Source organism: Bacillota bacterium, assembly GCA_040757205.1.
GTDB lineage: Bacteria > Bacillota > Desulfotomaculia > Desulfotomaculales > Desulforudaceae > Desulforudis.
This window is the reverse complement of record JBFLXL010000008.1, coordinates 80,259-97,362: the sequence shown is the minus strand read 5'-3', so window position 1 is coordinate 97,362 and position 17,104 is coordinate 80,259. Positions and strand designations below refer to the sequence as shown.

At 63.0% G+C, this 17,104-nt stretch carries 15 protein-coding genes and 1 tRNA gene; 2 read left to right on the top strand and 14 right to left on the bottom strand.

Going from position 1 to position 17,104, the window contains the following annotated elements; translation table 11 throughout:
• On the bottom strand, positions 1 to 393 hold a 393-nt coding region (locus AB1402_07530; GenBank protein MEW6541446.1), incomplete at its 3' end, for a hypothetical protein.
• Positions 394 to 685: 292 nt separating this feature from the next.
• Here AB1402_07530 and AB1402_07525 point away from each other — a divergent pair.
• The gene (locus AB1402_07525) at positions 686 to 2,194 is read left to right on the top strand and encodes a helix-turn-helix transcriptional regulator (GenBank protein MEW6541445.1); all 1,509 of its coding nucleotides are present in this window, start codon (positions 686 to 688) and stop codon (positions 2,192 to 2,194) included.
• Between the two features lie 186 nt (positions 2,195 to 2,380).
• Here AB1402_07525 and AB1402_07520 read toward each other — a convergent pair.
• From AB1402_07520 to recO, 11 genes are all read right to left on the bottom strand, one after another.
• Positions 2,381 to 2,455: transfer RNA gene (locus tag AB1402_07520), tRNA-Val, on the bottom strand.
• A gap of 486 nt (positions 2,456 to 2,941) precedes the next feature.
• Entirely contained in the window at positions 2,942 to 4,024 is a 1,083-nt protein-coding gene (gene rpoD / locus AB1402_07515) for an RNA polymerase sigma factor RpoD (protein MEW6541444.1), read from the bottom strand.
• Positions 4,025 to 4,040: 16 nt separating this feature from the next.
• Complete coding sequence (gene dnaG / locus AB1402_07510; protein ID MEW6541443.1) at positions 4,041 to 5,831, bottom strand: DNA primase; 1,791 nt, start codon at positions 5,829 to 5,831, stop codon at positions 4,041 to 4,043.
• 28 nt (positions 5,832 to 5,859) lie between these two features.
• A complete protein-coding gene (locus AB1402_07505) occupies positions 5,860 to 6,882 on the bottom strand; it encodes a deoxyguanosinetriphosphate triphosphohydrolase (protein ID MEW6541442.1) in 1,023 nt (340 codons plus the stop codon).
• A 68-nt stretch (positions 6,883 to 6,950) separates the two neighbouring features.
• Positions 6,951 to 7,571 (bottom strand): flavodoxin family protein, encoded by a 621-nt coding sequence (locus tag AB1402_07500; protein MEW6541441.1) that lies wholly within the window; start codon positions 7,569 to 7,571, stop codon positions 6,951 to 6,953.
• Positions 7,572 to 7,725: 154 nt separating this feature from the next.
• A complete protein-coding gene (gene thpR, locus AB1402_07495; protein MEW6541440.1) occupies positions 7,726 to 8,343 on the bottom strand; it encodes an RNA 2',3'-cyclic phosphodiesterase in 618 nt (205 codons plus the stop codon).
• 3 nt (positions 8,344 to 8,346) lie between these two features.
• Entirely contained in the window at positions 8,347 to 9,156 is an 810-nt protein-coding gene (locus AB1402_07490; GenBank protein MEW6541439.1) for a pyruvate, water dikinase regulatory protein, read from the bottom strand.
• A gap of 41 nt (positions 9,157 to 9,197) precedes the next feature.
• Entirely contained in the window at positions 9,198 to 9,839 is a 642-nt protein-coding gene (locus AB1402_07485; protein MEW6541438.1) for a helix-turn-helix transcriptional regulator, read from the bottom strand.
• A gap of 141 nt (positions 9,840 to 9,980) precedes the next feature.
• The gene (glyS, locus tag AB1402_07480; protein MEW6541437.1) at positions 9,981 to 12,053 is read right to left on the bottom strand and encodes a glycine--tRNA ligase subunit beta; all 2,073 of its coding nucleotides are present in this window, start codon (positions 12,051 to 12,053) and stop codon (positions 9,981 to 9,983) included.
• The gene (gene glyQ, locus AB1402_07475) at positions 12,043 to 12,930 is read right to left on the bottom strand and encodes a glycine--tRNA ligase subunit alpha (protein ID MEW6541436.1); all 888 of its coding nucleotides are present in this window, start codon (positions 12,928 to 12,930) and stop codon (positions 12,043 to 12,045) included. Before glyQ ends, glyS begins: the two co-directional genes overlap by 11 nt.
• A 62-nt stretch (positions 12,931 to 12,992) precedes the next feature.
• A complete protein-coding gene (gene recO, locus AB1402_07470) occupies positions 12,993 to 13,739 on the bottom strand; it encodes a DNA repair protein RecO (GenBank protein MEW6541435.1) in 747 nt (248 codons plus the stop codon).
• Positions 13,740 to 13,806: 67 nt separating this feature from the next.
• Here recO and AB1402_07465 point away from each other — a divergent pair, with 67 nt between their 5' ends.
• The gene (locus AB1402_07465; protein MEW6541434.1) at positions 13,807 to 14,391 is read left to right on the top strand and encodes a UbiX family flavin prenyltransferase; all 585 of its coding nucleotides are present in this window, start codon (positions 13,807 to 13,809) and stop codon (positions 14,389 to 14,391) included.
• A 157-nt stretch (positions 14,392 to 14,548) separates the two neighbouring features.
• Here the strand turns inward: AB1402_07465 and mgtE are convergent, their stop codons facing one another.
• A complete protein-coding gene (gene mgtE, locus AB1402_07460) occupies positions 14,549 to 15,910 on the bottom strand; it encodes a magnesium transporter (protein MEW6541433.1) in 1,362 nt (453 codons plus the stop codon).
• Positions 15,911 to 16,067: 157 nt separating this feature from the next.
• Complete coding sequence (locus AB1402_07455; protein ID MEW6541432.1) at positions 16,068 to 16,790, bottom strand: NlpC/P60 family protein; 723 nt, start codon at positions 16,788 to 16,790, stop codon at positions 16,068 to 16,070.
• Positions 16,791 to 17,104 lie beyond the last annotated feature (314 nt).

The window sequence follows — 17,104 nt, the reverse complement described above, 5'->3', positions numbered from 1 at the left end:
GCCGTTGCTGTCCCCACCCACCGTATCATCACGAAAGTCGGTGAAGTGGATGGGAGCGGCGGGAGTACCCTGAGCCAGGAGGGTGCCGTCCACGTACAGGCCGGTATTGTGCCCGAATTTGACCACCACTCCGGGTTCTATGGTCAGGGTGACGCCGGCGTTAACAGTCACGCTGGATGTCACATGATAGGGGCTCGCCGCCACCGTCCAGGTCGTATCGGAGGCAATCGGTCCGCTGACCGGGGTGACCGGAGGGGACGAGGAGGCCGCCCAGTCAAGGCGGACAAAGAAGGCTGGCATGGCCAAGGCAAGAATCAACACGACCAGGGATCTGATAACCAGCGCGACCAAAGATCTGTTAAGGATCCGTGACGCATATTCGTCTCTTTGCATCCTCGTTTGCATCCTTCCGGTTAATTTTTCACGCATTCGTGCCCTTCCTCCTTATGTTGCACCAGTGATATTCGGTCGCTAAAAAAACCAAGGAAAACATGCCGGAAACATACCGGGTCGCACAACCCGGTATGTTTTTTTAACAGTTTTACAGTTTTGCTCAGTCATGCCTACTCCCCCTTGGGGTAGTTGTGGGGGTAGTTGTGGGGGTAGTTTCACATCCTACCCCACTACCCTACCCCATCGTTTTTTCGCCGAAGATAATGCCCGAATCAGGCCGGGGAAAAGGATATTGGAAGAAGGGCAGCGAAATACAAATAAATGGGGGCGAAGGGACTGGGCACCAATGAAAATAAATGCAAGGTTTCCGGAATGGGCTGCCGATTCTCTGGCCCTGGCTTGCGTTTTTACCTGGATCCTTGTTTATCCCCTGCACGGTCCTCTTCTGCATCAGGTGTTCGGGCCGGGAGCCTACATCGCCGGGCAGGTTTTTGGGTTGGGTCACGGCCTTGGCCTGCTGGCCTTTGCTTTCCTGCCGCCCTCTCTGGTCCAAAAAAAAGCATCCGTTATTGGTGTCGGTGCCGTTGTTTTCATTACAGGTGGAGTGTGGACCTACATTTCACCGACCACATCCGTTCACTACTGGACAGGTGGTTTTCTTGGTTTTATTTCCGCCTATCTGGTTTTGGCTTGGATCCCCCGTTTTTTGGAACCCCAAAGCCCGGTCTTGAAAGTGGGGTCCGCCATGGTCCTCGCCAATGTTCTGTTCGGCCTGTCCGGTCTTGTCCTTACCCAGGGCCTGCCCGCACCCTTCATAAAAGCAGCCGCCTTGGTAATCGGCCTTGGACCATTCGGCGCCGCCTGTTTGATCGCCAAAAAGACCCCCGGCACCTCCCCTTCCGACCACCTGGCAGCGGGAAGAACGCGTCGCCGAAATATCGGGGCGGGGCCTGTCTTGGCCGTAGCGGCCTTTGCCGCCGCAGCCTATTTTACCGGCGGGCTTTGGTATAGGGTGGTTGCACCCCCTCTTCACTTGTGGTGGCCGGAATCGGTGGGTGCGAGTTCTTTTCTCTACGCGGCGGCCGTCCTGGTTTTCCTTGTTTTCGCCTACCGGTATTCTTTCAGCTGGTTGGGAACAATGAGTTTGTGTTTTTTGGGCATCGGCGTCACCGTTTCCATTATGGGACTGGACCGGGTGGAAGTGCTGATAACAACTTTGTTGTTTTTATCCCTGGGGCTTGGCGCGATGGACTTGTTTTACTGGCTTGCCCTGCGCACCCTGGCCAGGTTTTTGGGGTTCTTGAAGACCTTCGGCCTGGGCCTCGGCGTTTCCCTTTTTTTCTTAACTGTCCCGGGCATTGCCCTGGATGCCGGGTTTTTGACCGGCCAGTTGTCCATCAGCCCTTTGGTGGCCGTAAGTGGGGTCTGTCTTTTGTTTGCGGTGGTGCCTTTGCTGGTTTGGTTCTTTCATCCCCTGACTTTTTCTGAAATAGATAGCCGGTGCGCCCCTGAAACCCCTAAAGATGCCGGTGGGTTGAACACACCCGATGCGCCCGCAGTCCGTGCAAGAGAAGAAACAGCCGCCTCCGGGCGGCAGCCGCCGCCTTTCTGGTTCAGCCTCACAAATCAGGAAAAAAAGGTTTATGAACTGATCAGCCAGGGACATACCGATGCTGAAATTGCCGAAAGATTGGTTATTACCCGCCATACCGTAAAGTTTCACACCCGGAACATCTTAAAGAAAGCAGGTGCGACGAACCGCAAAGAACTGTCGGCCGTTGACCGGCAAGAAAAGTACTAACGCTGTTTTCGCGGACCCGTATCCAGCATCTCCAAAAAAACCCGGGCCGGCAAAGCGGCCCGACAGTCCCCAACGTATCTCCCCGGGCAATCCCCGGAGATTTTTCTTTTCCCGGCCGGTAAGCAGCAATTATCCAGCAAAACCGGCTTCAGCAGTAACGCCCGATCCCGCAACTTTTGATTTTATTGGTGGGCGATGCTGGATTTGAACCAGCGGCCCCCTGCTTGTAAGGCAGGTGCTCTCCCCCTGAGCTAATCGCCCATACATCAGGAATCGGCACCGCCGATTCCAACTTCTGTATCCGACCTCCGACCTCCCGTATCCGACCTCCGACTTCTGACTTCCGACTTCTTTTTTGGTGGGCCCACCAGGATTCGAACCTGGAACCAGCCGGTTATGCCTCCCACTGCAACTTTCGTTGCCCCTTTCGGGTTTGTGGTCTGGACTATCCCTTCACCCTCGTTTAAGGGTGCCTGCCGTCTAGTCTCTACACCTTCCTCACCGGTTCCGGCCGGAGAGGCTTGGCTCGGGATTACCGTGCCTTTACGGTTTAGGCTTCCCCGAATTTGGCAGGTTTCACCTGGAGATTACTCCGCCAGGCAGCCCTTGACAGCCGAGTCGTACCGGAAGCCCGATCTAGACTCGCTGCCTTGAGCCGGATGCTCTGACCGTTGAGCTATGGGCCCACGATAGCAACACTGATTATAACTCAGAACGGCCCCGCCGTCAATGTGGGGGCCGTCCGTTCTAGTCCAGGTAATCCTTGAGTTTCTTGCTTCGGCTGGGGTGTCGCAGCTTCCGGAGCGTTTTGGCCTCAATCTGCCGGATGCGCTCCCGGGTCACCCCGAATTCCTGCCCGACCTCTTCCAGGGTGCGCGCCCGGCCGTCGTCGAGGCCGAACCGCAACCGCAGCACCCGCTGCTCCCTTTCGGTCAGGGTCTTCAAAACGTCGTCCAGCTGCTCGCGGAGCAAGGTAAAGGAAGCTTCCTCGGCCGGCGCCTGGGCGTCCTGGTCCTCGATGAAGTCCCCCAGGTGCGAGTCCTCTTCCTCCCCGATCGGGGTTTCGAGGGACACCGGCTCCTGCGCGATCTTCTGGATCTCGCGTACCTTGTCCTCCGAGATGTCCATTTCCCGGGCGATTTCTTCGGGCAGCGGCTCGCGCCCCAGTTCCTGTAAGAGCTGCCGGGAAATGCGGATCAGCTTGTTGATGGTTTCGACCATGTGCACCGGGATCCGGATCGTCCGGGCCTGGTCGGCGATGGCCCGCGTAATGGCCTGCCGGATCCACCAGGTGGCGTACGTGCTGAACTTGAAGCCCTTGCGGTAGTCGAACTTTTCCACAGCCTTGATCAGACCAAGGTTGCCTTCCTGGATCAGGTCAAGAAACAGCATGCCCCGGCCCACGTAGCGCTTGGCAATGCTGACCACCAGGCGCAGGTTGGCCTCGATCAGGCGCCGCTTGGCCTCGTCGTCACCCGCAGCCATGCGCCGGGCGAGGGATACCTCTTCATCCGGAGTAAGAAGCGGGATGCGCCCGATCTCTTTCAGGTACATCCGCACCGGGTCGTCTATGTCAACGCCTTCGGGGATCGCGATTTCGGGTTCCTCCACGTCTTCCTCGCGCGTCTCTTCCTCCAGGGCCGCCAGGTCGGGACCTTCCGGCACCACCTCGATGCCCTCTCCGGCCAGTTTCTCGTACACATCGTCGATCTGGTCAGGGGTAAGCTCAAACCCCTGCAGACTGTCCATTACCTCGTTGTAGGTCAGCGTGCCCCGCTGTTTGCCCTTTTCCACGAGGTCCTGGATAAGATTCGTCGCCTCTTCCTTCACACTTGCTCCCCCCTCTCTAGGGTGTCTTGGATATCTCCTGAATCTTGCGCATCAACCGGTTCACCCGGTCAGGGTCGCCCGCCCTTTCGGCCGCGGCGACGTCGTTTAGAAGCTCCCGCAACTGTTCCCTGTAGTCCAGGCGCTTAACCGCCTTGATGTACGCCGCCAGTTCCGCGCCGAGATTCCCCTCTTCGGGGCTCTCCAGCCCCATCAGGGCCATAAGAACCTGCTGGTCGCCATCCTCCAGGTAGTTCGCCAGTAACGCCGGCTCAAAACCGGGCCTATCCCGGCGCCGCCACCAAGCGTCATAGATCCGCTGGTACCTGGCGTCCCTGAATTGGTATTCGCCTAACTCCTGCCTGACCGTCTCCAAAAACGGGGGGTTTTGCAGCACGAGGCGCAGTAAGCCGGTTTCAGTTTTTTCCCTGACCTGGGACGGTGTAGTAAGTATATTATGCATGTTTTTAGCAATATTATCCGAATTTGCCCAATTTTCTTGAGTGCGGGCCGCGAATTGGGCGTATTCGCTGCGTATTGTCTCCCAGGTCAGCCCGAGCACCCGGGCCGCGGTCTGAAAACCTTCCTCCCGTTCCACTTCACTCGCCAGTGCCCTCAGGTTGGGCATTACTTCCCGCAGTACGGCCAGCCTGCCCGCGGCCGTGGCCGTGCCGGTCCGGGCGCCGATCTGCACCAACTTATACTCCAGCAGCGGCGTGGCCGTTTGAACCAACCGGCTCCAGCCCTCCACCCCTTCTTCCCGCAGAAAATCGTCGGGGTCTCTGCCGGCCGGAACGCTGATCACCCAAACCCGGCAACCGACTTCCTGCAAGAGGTCCAGGCCCCGGATCGTGGCGGCGACCCCGGCGGCATCCGCGTCGTAGGCGATCAGAGCCTCCATCGTGTACCGCATCAGGAGCCGCCCCTGCTCCCGCGTCAGGCTGGTCCCCAGTGAGGCCACCGTGTTCCGGATTCCAAACTGGTGCGCCGTGATGGCGTCCAGGTACCCCTCAACAATTACGGCCCGACCCTCATCGCGCATCGCCGGCCGGGCCAGGTGCAGAGCGTACAGGATCTGCCCCTTGTGGAACACGGGCGTCTCGGGGGAATTCAGGTACTTGGGCCGGCTGTCATCCAGCACCCGCCCCCCGAAACCGACCACCCGGCCCGACGCGTTCCACACCGGGAAGATGATCCGATTCCGGAAGCGGTCGTAGTAACCCCGCTCCCCCTTGACCGCCAGTCCTAATTCCGCCGGTTCCGCGGGCGCGCAGCCCTTCTGTTCCAAAAACCTGGTCAGTGCATGCCACTCCGGCGGGGCGAAACCAAGCTGGAACTGGTCCCGGATCTCGGGAGTGATGCCCCTTTTCTTCAGGTAGGACCGGGCTTCACCGGCGTCAGCCCCCGCCTCCAGCCGCTCCCGAAAGAAATCCCGGGCCCATTCGTTGACCCGGTAGTACCGCTCGTACTTCTCATCCCGCGGCGAGGCGGTCACCGGGATGTCCACGCCCACCCGGCCGGCCAGATACCGTACGCTTTCGGGAAAGCTCAGGTTCTCTTTCAGCATCAGGAACCTGAAGACGTTACCGCCCAACCCGCAGCCGAAGCAGTAAAACATCTGACGCGCCGGCGTCACCGTGAACGAGGGCGTCTTCTCCTGATGGAACGGGCACAGCCCGACGTAATTTTTGCCCTTCTTCTCCAGGCGGACGTGCTCGGCGATCACGTCCAGGATGTCCGCCCGGGAGAACACTTCCTCCACCAGGTTTTCGGGAATCAGCCCGCCATATAAGCTATTCGGTGCGACCATATAATTTCCTGCCCTGCATCGACAATTTTTAGGGTTCGCGGCACACCGGGAAACCTTGAGGCACGAATAGATCCTGGAATACGGCGACCGCGTACCGGTCCGTCATCCCGGCGATATAGTCGCACACCACCTGCGCACGGGAGCGGTCATCCCCCGCCCGCCGCCGAAATTCAACCGGCAGCGCCTCCGGGCGGTTCGTGAAATAGCCGTACAGGCATTGCACCACGTGGGTGGCCTTATGCTCTTCACGTTTGGCCTCGGAACTGATGTACACGTTGTCGAACATGAACCGCCGCAGCCGGTCCATCGCCTCGCCGGTACGGACGCTCATCGCGATCATTGGCTGATCACGACTCGTATCGATCAGGTCCACAATCATGGTGTTGATCCGGGTGCGGTGAGAATGCCCCAGAATTTCCAGGCAGTCCGGCGGCAGCCGGTCCGGGGTCAGCACCCCGCCGCGCAGGGCATCGTCGATGTCGTGGTTGATGTAGGCAATCCGGTCGGCGATGCGCACTACTTGGCCTTCCAAGGTGACCGGCCGCCGCAGCCCGGTGTGGTTGGCGATCCCGTCCCGCACCTCCCAGGTCAGGTTCAGGCCCGCCCCTCCCTCCAGGCGTTCCACCACCCGGAGGCTCTGCTCGTTATGCCTGAACCCCCCCGGGTGTACCTCGTTCAAGGCGGCTTCACCCGTGTGCCCGAAAGGGGTGTGTCCGAGGTCGTGCCCCAGGGCCACCGCCTCGGTCAGGTCCTCATTCAGTTGGAGCGCGCGTGCGATCGTCCGGGCGATCTGAGCCACTTCCAGGGTGTGCGTCAGGCGCGTCCGGAAGTGGTCGCCCTCCGGGATGATGAACACCTGGGTCTTGTGCTTCAACCGGCGGAAGCTTTTGGAGTGGATGATCCGGTCCCGGTCCCGCTGGAAGGCGGTCCGCACGTCGCACTCCTCTTCCGGGCGCTCCCGCCCCCGGCTGGCGGCGCTGCAGGAGGCGTAGGGCGAGAGTCTTTCCCGCTCCCATATTTCGGTCCGGTTGCGCAGTTCGGCTTTTCGCAAGGGTGCCCGCCCCCTTTTCCTTTTTGCCCGACAAAAAACCCCGGGCCACCGGGGCCCGGGGAGCTTACTCAACCCTTAGCGGCTGTTCGGGCTGCCCGGCGCAGCTCGGCCGTCGCCCGGGCCACCTCCACCACCCGGCGCACCAGCAGGCGCATCCGTTTATCCACCTGGGGATCCTCCTGGGCGGGCTTCTGGGCGCAGGCGCCCTGGTGTCCGGGGTCTCCGCTCAAGTGCCCGTCACCGACGATCGTCATCCCCTGAGTCAGCATCATATCGTGCAGCGCGCGGACGGTGGTCTCCTGGCCCCCGAACCGGGAAGCGCCGGTGACCACGGCCCCGCCCACCACGTCCAGCAGCGCGAAGTCCTGGCGCAGCCGGCGGGTTTTGTCCCAGAACGCTTTGAGCTGACCCGAAACGGTGGCGAAATAGACCGGGCTCCCCAGGATCACCCCGTCGGCCTCGCGTAGCAGGTCCAGGGTCCCCGCCAAGGCGGTCCCTTCATAGCACACACCCTTGCAGGGCGTCGAGCAGTGCGCGCAGAACGGGATTCTGGCTTGTTTGATTATCTCCGAAGCCTGGATGTAGGCGGTTCGCACACCCAGGGACGCCGCCTCATCCAGCGCGGCCTTCAGCAGATAGGCGGTGTTACCGTCCTTTCGCGGGCTGCCGTTTATGGCCACTATCAGCATGGCAATCCCTCGCCTCCTGGTTCTAGGAGACCGCTGCAAAACTGCGCCTGGCTTTGTCAGGCTCGCCGTCCGGTGCTCACGTACCACCCAGTACGCTCCGCGCCGTCCGGCTTCACCTTTCGCGCCATGCTTGTTTTTCGCGGCCTCCAAGCGTTTAGAACGATTTCTGGTTTTGCAGCACTCTCCTAGACTGGTTCTGCCCTGAGCCGCCGCTCAGGGGAACCGTCGCAACCACCCGGTATACCGGGCCTTCACGGGTTAAGGTGCTCTGCATCAGGTCCACCCGGTCGACCGTAAAACTGCCCCAAGAGCCACGCGCCGCGGCTAGGGTTTGGGCGCGTTCCCGCAGGACGGCCGCGTTCCGGGCCGACCGCAGGCGTCCCAGGGTCAGGTGCGGCGAAAAAGATTTCTCCGCCGGGAAGCCGAGCGGAACGAGCACCCGGTCCACCCGGACCCACAGCTCCCGGAAACGTTCCAGCGCGCCCCCCACGCCGATCCAGAGCACGCGCGGCGGGCGGCCGAAGGTGCCCCACCCCGCCAACTCCAGCGTAAACGGCGCCAGGCCCGACACGCTTCCGGAAACAGCCCGGGTCAGGACCGGCACCACGGAACAGTCAACTCCACCCAAAAACTTCACCGTCAGGTGCAGGTTTTCCTGCTCCACCCATTTCATGTCCACGGGCAAATTTTGCAGCCCGGACTGAAACCGGCCAAGCTCGGCCTTCAAGCCGCCGGGCGGATTCACGGCCCAGAACAGGCGCAGCGCATTCATCGGTTACTCGGACCGGTAGCGCTCGCCCTTGTGGTAGATCTCCAGCACCTTGCCGGCGGTTTCCTCGACCGCCCTGTTGGTGACGTCGATCACGGAACAGCCGGAACGCTGGAAGATCTTACGCGCGTGCGCCAACTCTTTCAACACCCGCTCAGTGCTCGCGTAGCCGGCGTCCGCCGGCAGCCCCAGGGCTTTCAGGCGCTCCCGGCGAATCTCCACCAACTGCTGCGGGTTGACATTCAGCCCGATCAGCCGGTGCGGCGGAAGAGTGAAAATCTCATCCGGCGGGGCCACCTCCGGGACCAGCGGGATGTTGGCCACCTTGATCCGCTTATGGGCGAGGTACATGCAGAGCGGGGTCTTGCCGGTGCGGGACACGCCAAGCACCACCAGATCGGCCTGGATGATGCCGCGGGGGTCCTTGCCGTCGTCGTACTTCACCGCGAATTCAATGGCCTCCACCCGCCGGAAGTACTCCTCGTCCACTTTGCGCATCAGGCCCGGTTCCAAGCGCGGCGCGTTGGTGGTGATCGTCCCCATGGCCTCGATAAGCGGGCCCATGACGTCCACGGCCTTGATGTTCCGGGTGGCGGCCTCCTGCACCAGAATCTCGCGCAGGTTCGGCTGCACCAGCGTGAACACGATGATGCTGGGGAAACCGGCGGCCTCTTCCACGATTTCGCGGACATCCTCCGGCTCGTTTAGGTACGGCACCCGCCTGATCTCCAGTTGTCCGTGGTTGAACTGGCTGACCGCCGCCCGGGTGACCATCTCGGCCGTTTCCCCGACCGAATCGGAAACCACATAGACCACCGGGCGGGTGTGCTCTGGATCAACGATCGCAAACTCCTCCTTTACGTACTCTCTCCGAGTTCGACGAAGAGCCGGGCAATGTTTGTCTTGCTTAAACGTCCAACCACTTGCAGGCCGTCCTTTCCGTCCGGCTTGGCCGCCCGCCGGGTCACCGGCACGGCGTCCACCTCGTGCACCACCAGTTTTTTGGCCGCGGTCCAGACCGAGTCCCCGGCCTCCACCGTGACGATGTTCGGCATCCGGGTCATCACGATCCCGACCGGCAGTTTCTGTAAGTCTTGCGGCCCGCCCATGTTCTGTTTCAAGAGGTCCTTGCGGGACACGACTCCCTGCAGGAAACCCTGCTCATCGACGACGAACAGCGTGCCGCAGTCCTCCAGGAACATGGCCACGATGGCGTCGTGGGTCGACGAATCGTCCCGCACGACCACGGGGCGGGACATCACCGTTCCCACTTCAATCCGGCGGAGCTTCTGGGCGACAATGCGGTTGGGAGACTTGCCGCTGTAGAAATAGCCGACCCGGGGGCGGGCCTCCAGGAGGCCGGCCATGGTCAGAATGGCCAAATCAGGGCGCAGGGTGGCCCGGGTCAGGGAAAGCCGGTCGGCGATCTGTTCGCTGGTGATCGGTCCGTTGCCCTTGACGATTTCCATAATCGCTTCCTGACGTTTGGTCAACTCCAAGTTCATCACCCCCGCCGGAGCAATCTGCCATACCAATACTCCGCCACGGCCGATTATATGTGCACAATGCTAATCTTAAATACGCTCTTTCGACCCGGTTTTCCTGCAAGCGGCCGCGGTAACCGGGCACGGTTTTCCTGGCTACAACTTGGAGAGGTCCGCGAGGCCCTTGAACAGGCCGGCCACCAGCCGCAAGAGGGCCAGGCGGTTTTCCCGCACGGCCGCGTCCTCGACCATTACCATCACGCCGTCAAAGAAACGGTCCACCGGCTCGCGGAGTTCGGCGAGCGCGGCTAAAGCCGCGCCGTACCGGCGCCGGGCGGTCAGGGCTTCGACCTGCTCCCGCGCCTGGAGAAAGGCCCGGTATAAAGCTCCCTCAACCGGATCTGCAAAGAGCTTCGGCTCCACTTCGGTGCCCGCGGCGTTTTTGGCCAGGTTGTTCGCCCGGGTGAAGGCGGTGGAGATGTCGGTGAAGGCCGGGTGGGACTGGAACGCCGCCACCGCGACGGCCCGCTCCCAGGCGTCCCGGACGTCGGCGTGGCCGGCCGCCAGGGCCGCTTCCACCACTCCGTGGGACAGGCCGCGGTCCTGGAACAGGACCCGCAGGCGCTGCGCGAAGAAATCGGCCAACTCGGCACCCACGTCCGGGGCCGCCTCGGTCAGCCGCCCGCCGTAGGCGGCGTGTGCCTCCCGGAAAAGGGCGTCCAGGTTCAGGTAGGCCGGCGTGTCCAGCAAGAGGTGGCAGATGCCGAAGGCCTGGCGCCGCAGGGCGTAGGGGTCCTGCGAGCCGGTGGGCTGCACGCCCGTCCCAAAGGCCCCCACCAGGTTGTCCGCCCGGTCGGCCAGAGCCAGTACCAGGCCGGCGCGCGTCGCCGGCCGCCCTTCCCCGCCCGGCGCGGGCAGGTATTGCTCATGGAGCGCCTCGGCCACCGCCGGGGCCTCCCCGGAGCGCAGGGCGTACTCCCGGCCCATGATGCCCTGCAATTCGGGGAACTCGTACACCATGCCGGTCAGGAGATCGTTCTTGGAAAGGGCCGCCGCCCGTAGCGCTTGGGCGCGCTCGGCCTCGTCCAGCCCGAGGGCGGACGAAAGATAGGCGGCCAGCGCCGTCAGGCGCTCCATTTTATCGTGCATGGTGCCCAGGCTCTCCTGGAACACCATTTTTTTCAGCTCCGGTCCCCGGTCGGCCAGGGGCACCTTCAGGTCCTCGCGGAAAAAAAACGCGGCGTCGGCCAGGCGCGCCCGCAACACCTTCTCGTTCCCGGACCGGATCAGGTCCAGGTGCGCGGGTGTCCCGTTGTGCACGCCGACGAAGAGCGGCAGCAAGCGGCCGGTGCCGTCCCGTACCGGGAAGTAGCGCTGGTGCTCGCGCATCGGGGTGACCAGCACGGGCTCGGGGAGTTCCAGGTAGCTCTCCGGGAAACGCCCGCAAAAGGCGCACGGGTATTCCAGGAGGTCGGCCACCTCGGCCAGGAGTTCGGGGTCGTCCGCCACCGTGCCGCCCGCCGCCGCAGCAGCCGCGGCCGCGCGGACCTGTGCCCATACCAGTTCCCGGCGGCGCGCCGGGTCCACGATCACGAAGTTCTCTTCGAGGAGACTGAGATACGCACCGGCCGACGTGACCGGCAGACGCCCGGGGCTTAAGAAACGGTGCCCCCGGGTGTGGGGTCCGGACCGCACCCCGGCGACCGTGAACTCGACCACCTTGGTGCCGTGGACACAAAGAAGCCACCGGATCGGGCGCACGAACCGGAAGTCCTGGTCGCCCCAGCGCATGGGCCGGGGGAAAGTCAGCGCCCCGATCAGCCGGGGGCCGAATTCGGCCAGGATCTCGGCGGCCGGCCGCCCGGCCTCCTCGCGCACCGCGTACACGTATTCCACATGGCCCGCCGCCCGCGTCACCAGGTCATCCACGGCCACGCCCCGGCTCCGGGCGAAACCGAGCGCCGCCTTGGTGGGCACCCCGTCGATGTCAAACGCCGCTTTCTTGGGCGGCCCCTTGATTTCCTGGATCAGGGGGGCCTGGTGTCCAGCCAGGTCCCGGACGTAGAGGGTCAGGCGGCGCGGCGTGCCGTAGGCCGCCAGGTCCGCGTAGTCCAGGCGGTACTCGGCCAGCAGGGCGCGGCCCTTTTCGGCCAGTTCGACGAGCGCCGGGGGCAGGAAACGGGCCGGGATTTCCTCGGTCCCGATCTCCAGCACGAGGTCAGCGGCCATTCGGGGCACCCCCTTTCAGGAGCGGGAAACCGAGCTCTTCCCGCTGCGCGACGTAGGCTTGGGCGCAGCCGCGGGCCAGCGCCCGCACCCGGGCGATGTAGCCGGTCCGCTCGGTAACGCTGATCGCCCCCCGGGCGTCCAGCAGGTTGAAGACGTGGGAGCATTTGAGCACGTAGTCGTAGGCCGGCAGCACCAGCCGCTGCTCCAGGACCGCCTGCGCTTCCCGTTCAAACCCGTCGAACAGGTCGTGCAGGAGCTCCACGTCCGCGATTTCGAAGTTGTAGTGGGAGTGCTCCACCTCGCCCTGGAAGTGCACGTCGCGGTAGGTGACGTTTCCCGTCCAGGTGATGTCGAACACGTTGTCCCGGCCCTGCAGGTAGAGCGCCAGCCGCTCCAGCCCGTAGGTGATCTCGGCGGAGACCGGTTTTAAGTCGAAACCGCCGCATTGCTGGAAGTAGGTGAACTGGGTGATCTCCATCCCGTCCAGCCAGACTTCCCAGCCCAGGCCCCAGGCCCCCAGGGTGGGCGACTCCCAGTTATCTTCCACCAGGCGGATGTCGTGCATGAGCGGGTTGATCCCGATCGCCCGCAGGCTGTCGAGGTAGAGTTCGATCACGTCGTCCGGGGAGGGCTTCAAGATCACCTGGTACTGGTAGTAGTGCTGCAGGCGGTTGGGGTTCTCGCCGTAGCGGCCGTCGGTCGGCCGCCGGGACGGCTCCACGTAGGCCACGTTCCAGGGTTCCGGCCCGAGCACGCGTAAGAAGGTGGCCGGGTTCATGGTGCCGGCGCCCTTCTCCACGTCGTAAGGCTGCTGGATAATGCAGCCCCGGTCCCCCCAAAACCGGTCCAGCGTTAAGATCAGCTCTTGAAAATCCACTTCCACCCCTCCTAAAAAAAGGGGGACTGTCCCCCTTTTTGCCTTTCTGCCTTCTTTCACTTTCAAGATAAGAGGTCCATTTTGCGCAGGAAGGCCAGGGTGCGGGGCTCCTTCTCCAGGTGGCGGCAGATGCAGGCTTGGAGCGCCCCGGCCACTTCCCGCGCGGTCGCCGCGTCGACGCGGAGCACGCTCAGCCGGTCCAGCGGCCACTCCAGCAGCTTGCCAAGCACCTGGACCGCCGCCGGTCCGCAAGACGGGGCGGGCGGGTCCCGGTCCCGGCATTGCCGGCAAAGCACTCCCCCCAGGGCCGGGCTCAAACGGACCGGCACTGCGGACCGCGCCCCACAGCCCGCACAAGAGCCCAACTCCGGGCCGAAGCCCGCCAGCACCAGAATCCGGGCCTCGAAAAACCGCACCGCCAGGACGTTCTTGTCCTCCGCCAGTCGCCGCAGCACCTGGAGCAGCAGAACGTAGATCCCGGGATCCGGCTGGCCCTCCACCGCAAAACCCTCGGCCACCTCGCACACGTAGCCCGCCAGGGCCAGGGCCTCCAGGTCGGCGTGCAGGGCGGGGAACTCTTCCAGAGCTTCCGCCTGCCGCACCACGTCTATCTCCCGGCCCCGCTCCAGCAGGAACCGGGACCGGCAAAAGGGCTGCACGGCGCCGCGCTTCCGGCTCGTCGGCCGGGCCGCGCCGTGGGCCCACACCCTAATCTTGCCACGATCGCCGGTCAAGAGGACGAGCGTCCGGTCGGCCTCCCGGACGGCCGACGACCGCAGCACAATGGCCTCGGCCTGGTATTGTTTCACCTGACTACACTTTCCTTTATCGCACCAATCAAGTACAATCTTTCGAGAAGGGAGGCCTGGTCATCGGATGCGGATCGTTGTGGCCATCACGGGCGCGTCGGGGGCGGTCTACGGCATCAGCGTACTGCGGGAACTGGCGGCGCTGAACGCCGAGATCCACCTGATCATCAGCCGGGCCGCCCGCTATATCATCCGGCAGGAAACCGGGCTGGACCCCGACCTGGTGGCCGGGTGCACCCCGTTTTCCTTCACCGAGGACGACTTCGACGCCGACATCGCCAGCGGCTCATTCCGGCACGAGGGCATGGTGATCGCCCCGTGCAGCATGAAAACCCTGGCCGCCGTGGCCCACGGCTACGCCGAAAACCTCATCCAGCGCGCGGCCGACGTCACCATTAAGGAGCGGCGGCGCTTGGTCCTGCTGCCGCGGGAAACCCCGTTGAGCCCCATTCACCTGGAGAACATGCTCAAGCTGGCCCGGATCGGCGTGATCATCATGCCCCCGGTGCCCGCCTTTTACCTGCGGCCCGCCGGCATCGACGACCTGGTGCGGCACACCACCGCCCGGGTGCTCGGCCAGTTCGGCATCGAACACCACCCGGCCGACGGCTGGGGGGAAAAGTACCGCCTGCCCGGGGGCACATCCACCTAGGAGACCGCTGCAAAAAACTCGCGCCTGGCAAAAAAGAGGTGCTTCGCCGCATCAAGCCATGCTTGTTTTTCGTGGCCTCCAAGCGTTTAGAACGATTTCTGGTTTTGCAACACTCTCCTAGGTGCCGCTCACGTTCCGGCTCGGGTCTCGAGTCCGGCTAGCCGATGAACCGGAAGAAGATCAGGGAGGCCACTGTAAAATAGATCATCAGGCTGATCGCATCCATCACCGTCGTGATGAACGGTCCGGACGCCAGCGCCGGGTCAACCCCCATCCGGTTGATCAACAGGGGGAACAGAGTCCCAATCGCGCTGGCCGTGGCCATGGCCGCCGCCAAGGACGCCCCCACCACCACCCCCAGCAACGCCGAGTCCAGCCAGACCGTCGCAATCGCCGCCAGGACCAGCCCGCTGATCACCCCGACAATCATCCCGACCCGGATCTCCTTGAAAATCACCTGTGTAACCCGCCTGGTGTCGACCTCGCCGGTCGCCAGGCCCCGGACCATCACGGCCATAGTCTGAGTGCCCACGTTACCCGGACCACCGGCGATCACCGGCATAAAAAAAGCCAGCGCCACCACCCCGGCCAAGGTGTCTTCATAAAACTTGACCACGCTACCCGCCAGCAGCGCGCCGAACAGCAGGGCGATCAGCCAGGGCAGGCGCCGGCCGGCCCGCTGTAAGACGCCCAGTTCAAGGTATCGTTCCTGGTGCACACTGGCCAGGCGCAGGTAGTCTTCTGTCGCCTCTTCCTCGATGACATCCAGAACGTCGTCCACGGTGACGATTCCCAGCAGTGCCTCTTTGTCGTTAACCACGGGGACGGCCAGGAAGTCGTACTTCGCGACCACCCGGGCCACTTCCTCCCGGTCGGTGTCCACGAGCACCCGAATGAGGGGGCTGGTGCGCATCACGTCTTCGATCCGGGCCCCAGGCGCCGCCAAGATCATCTCGCGCAGCGAGATGACCCCCACCAGTTGGTTTTGGTCGTTGACCACGTACACGTAGTACACGGTCTCGGCTTCCTGCGCCATGCGCCGCAGAATCTGGATCGCCTCGTCCGTCGTCAGCTCCTTGTTGACGGCGACGAACTCGGTGGTCATGATCCCACCGGCCGTTTCGGCGCCGTACTCCAGAAGTTCGGCCACGTCCTCGGCCTCGGGGTCGGACATCAGTCTCAGGTACTGTTCCTGTTCATCCTCAGGGAGTTCACCCAAAAGGTCGGCGGCGTCGTCGGCGGACATCTCCTGCAGGATCTGGGCGCTGGCCTTGCGCCCCAGGCCCTTCAAGAGCGGGGTGATCTCGTCGCGGTCCAGCTCAAACAGCACCTGGGCCGCGCGCTCGCGCTCTATGTGACGCAGCAGCTCAACCCGCTCTTCAAGCGCAAAAGTGCGCAAAACCTCAGCAAGGTCCGCGTAGTGGACCTCGAGTAAGAATTCCTCCAGGGGCTCGTAGTTGCCTTCGGCGAGAAAATCGTGGATTTTCCAGCGTACTTCCTCAAAATTGCCCACGTTCATCACCCCCATAAGACCACACTCAATGTATCAACTTTTTCCTCCATTGTCAACGTCATGGGGAGCAGGCTTCAAAACTGCAAATCAGCACACTCGGTGAACTGACGGTCTTCAAGTTTTGAAGCTTTGAGGTTTTAAGGTCTGACCCCTGGGGCGGCGGCTAGGGCAAGATCCGACGGCCGCCGAGGAAACGGGCGCTGTAGTACGCGGTGTCCAGGCTGGTCCAGATCACCGCGCCCCCGGCCGAACTGCCGTGCAAGAACATGTTGTTGCCGTAGAAGATCCCGACATGGGAAGCGCCGGCGCGGTAAGTGGTGAAGAAGACCAGGTCGCCGGGACGCAGCTCCGCCCGGCTCACCGGGGTACCCACCCCGAACATGTCGTAGGACGTCCGGGGAAGGGAAATACCGTGGTGTCCAAACACGTGGTAGACGAAGCCGGAACAGTCAAAACCGCCCGGGGCCGTGCCGCCCCAGCGGTACGGGTGTCCCTCCAGGGTCCGCCCGTAGTCCAGGATGATCTGCACCCGGTCCCCGGAACGGCCGGGCGCCGGGTTGGGCGCCGTGCGCACCGCCGGCGCCGCGGCGGGCGGCGGCCCCCAAACGGCCGTTTCCGGTATGACCAAAACTTGCTTGGGGAAAATCAAATCGCTTCGGAGGTTGTTGGCCTGTTTGAGGGCGGTGACCGAGGTTCCCAGCCGGTTGGCGATGGTCCAGAGCGAGTCGCCGCTTTTTACTGTGTAGCGAGTCTGGGATTGGGTGGCGGCAGCCGGAGCCACCATATCCACCCCCGTGAAGGGGAGGCCGGTCAAGCCCCAGATGAGTCCCGCGGACAAAACGATGAGGCAGAATTTGCTTAGTAAAGAGCCGGCTCGAGGTTTCAAGAAAGCGGCACCCCCTTTGGGATTGTGCTCAAAGCTTGCTGTATGGGTCCCTGCCAGGGTTCGGTGCTAGGAGTCCCTGTATGGGTCCGCCTGACGAATAGCTTCGTCAGGATCCTGGAAAGTTCCTGCCCGCCTGCCGCAATTTACCGAAAAAAACATGCGCTCGGAAAGGACGGGTGGACAGACCGGAATTTAACCGGTTATTTAAAGCTATGACGAAGAGGACGGCCGGTCACCCCGCTTCAGCCCTGATCGGATGGACACTCTCGAAATCAGCGGTTATACTGGAATATCATCGTACAAAAGGAGAAGAT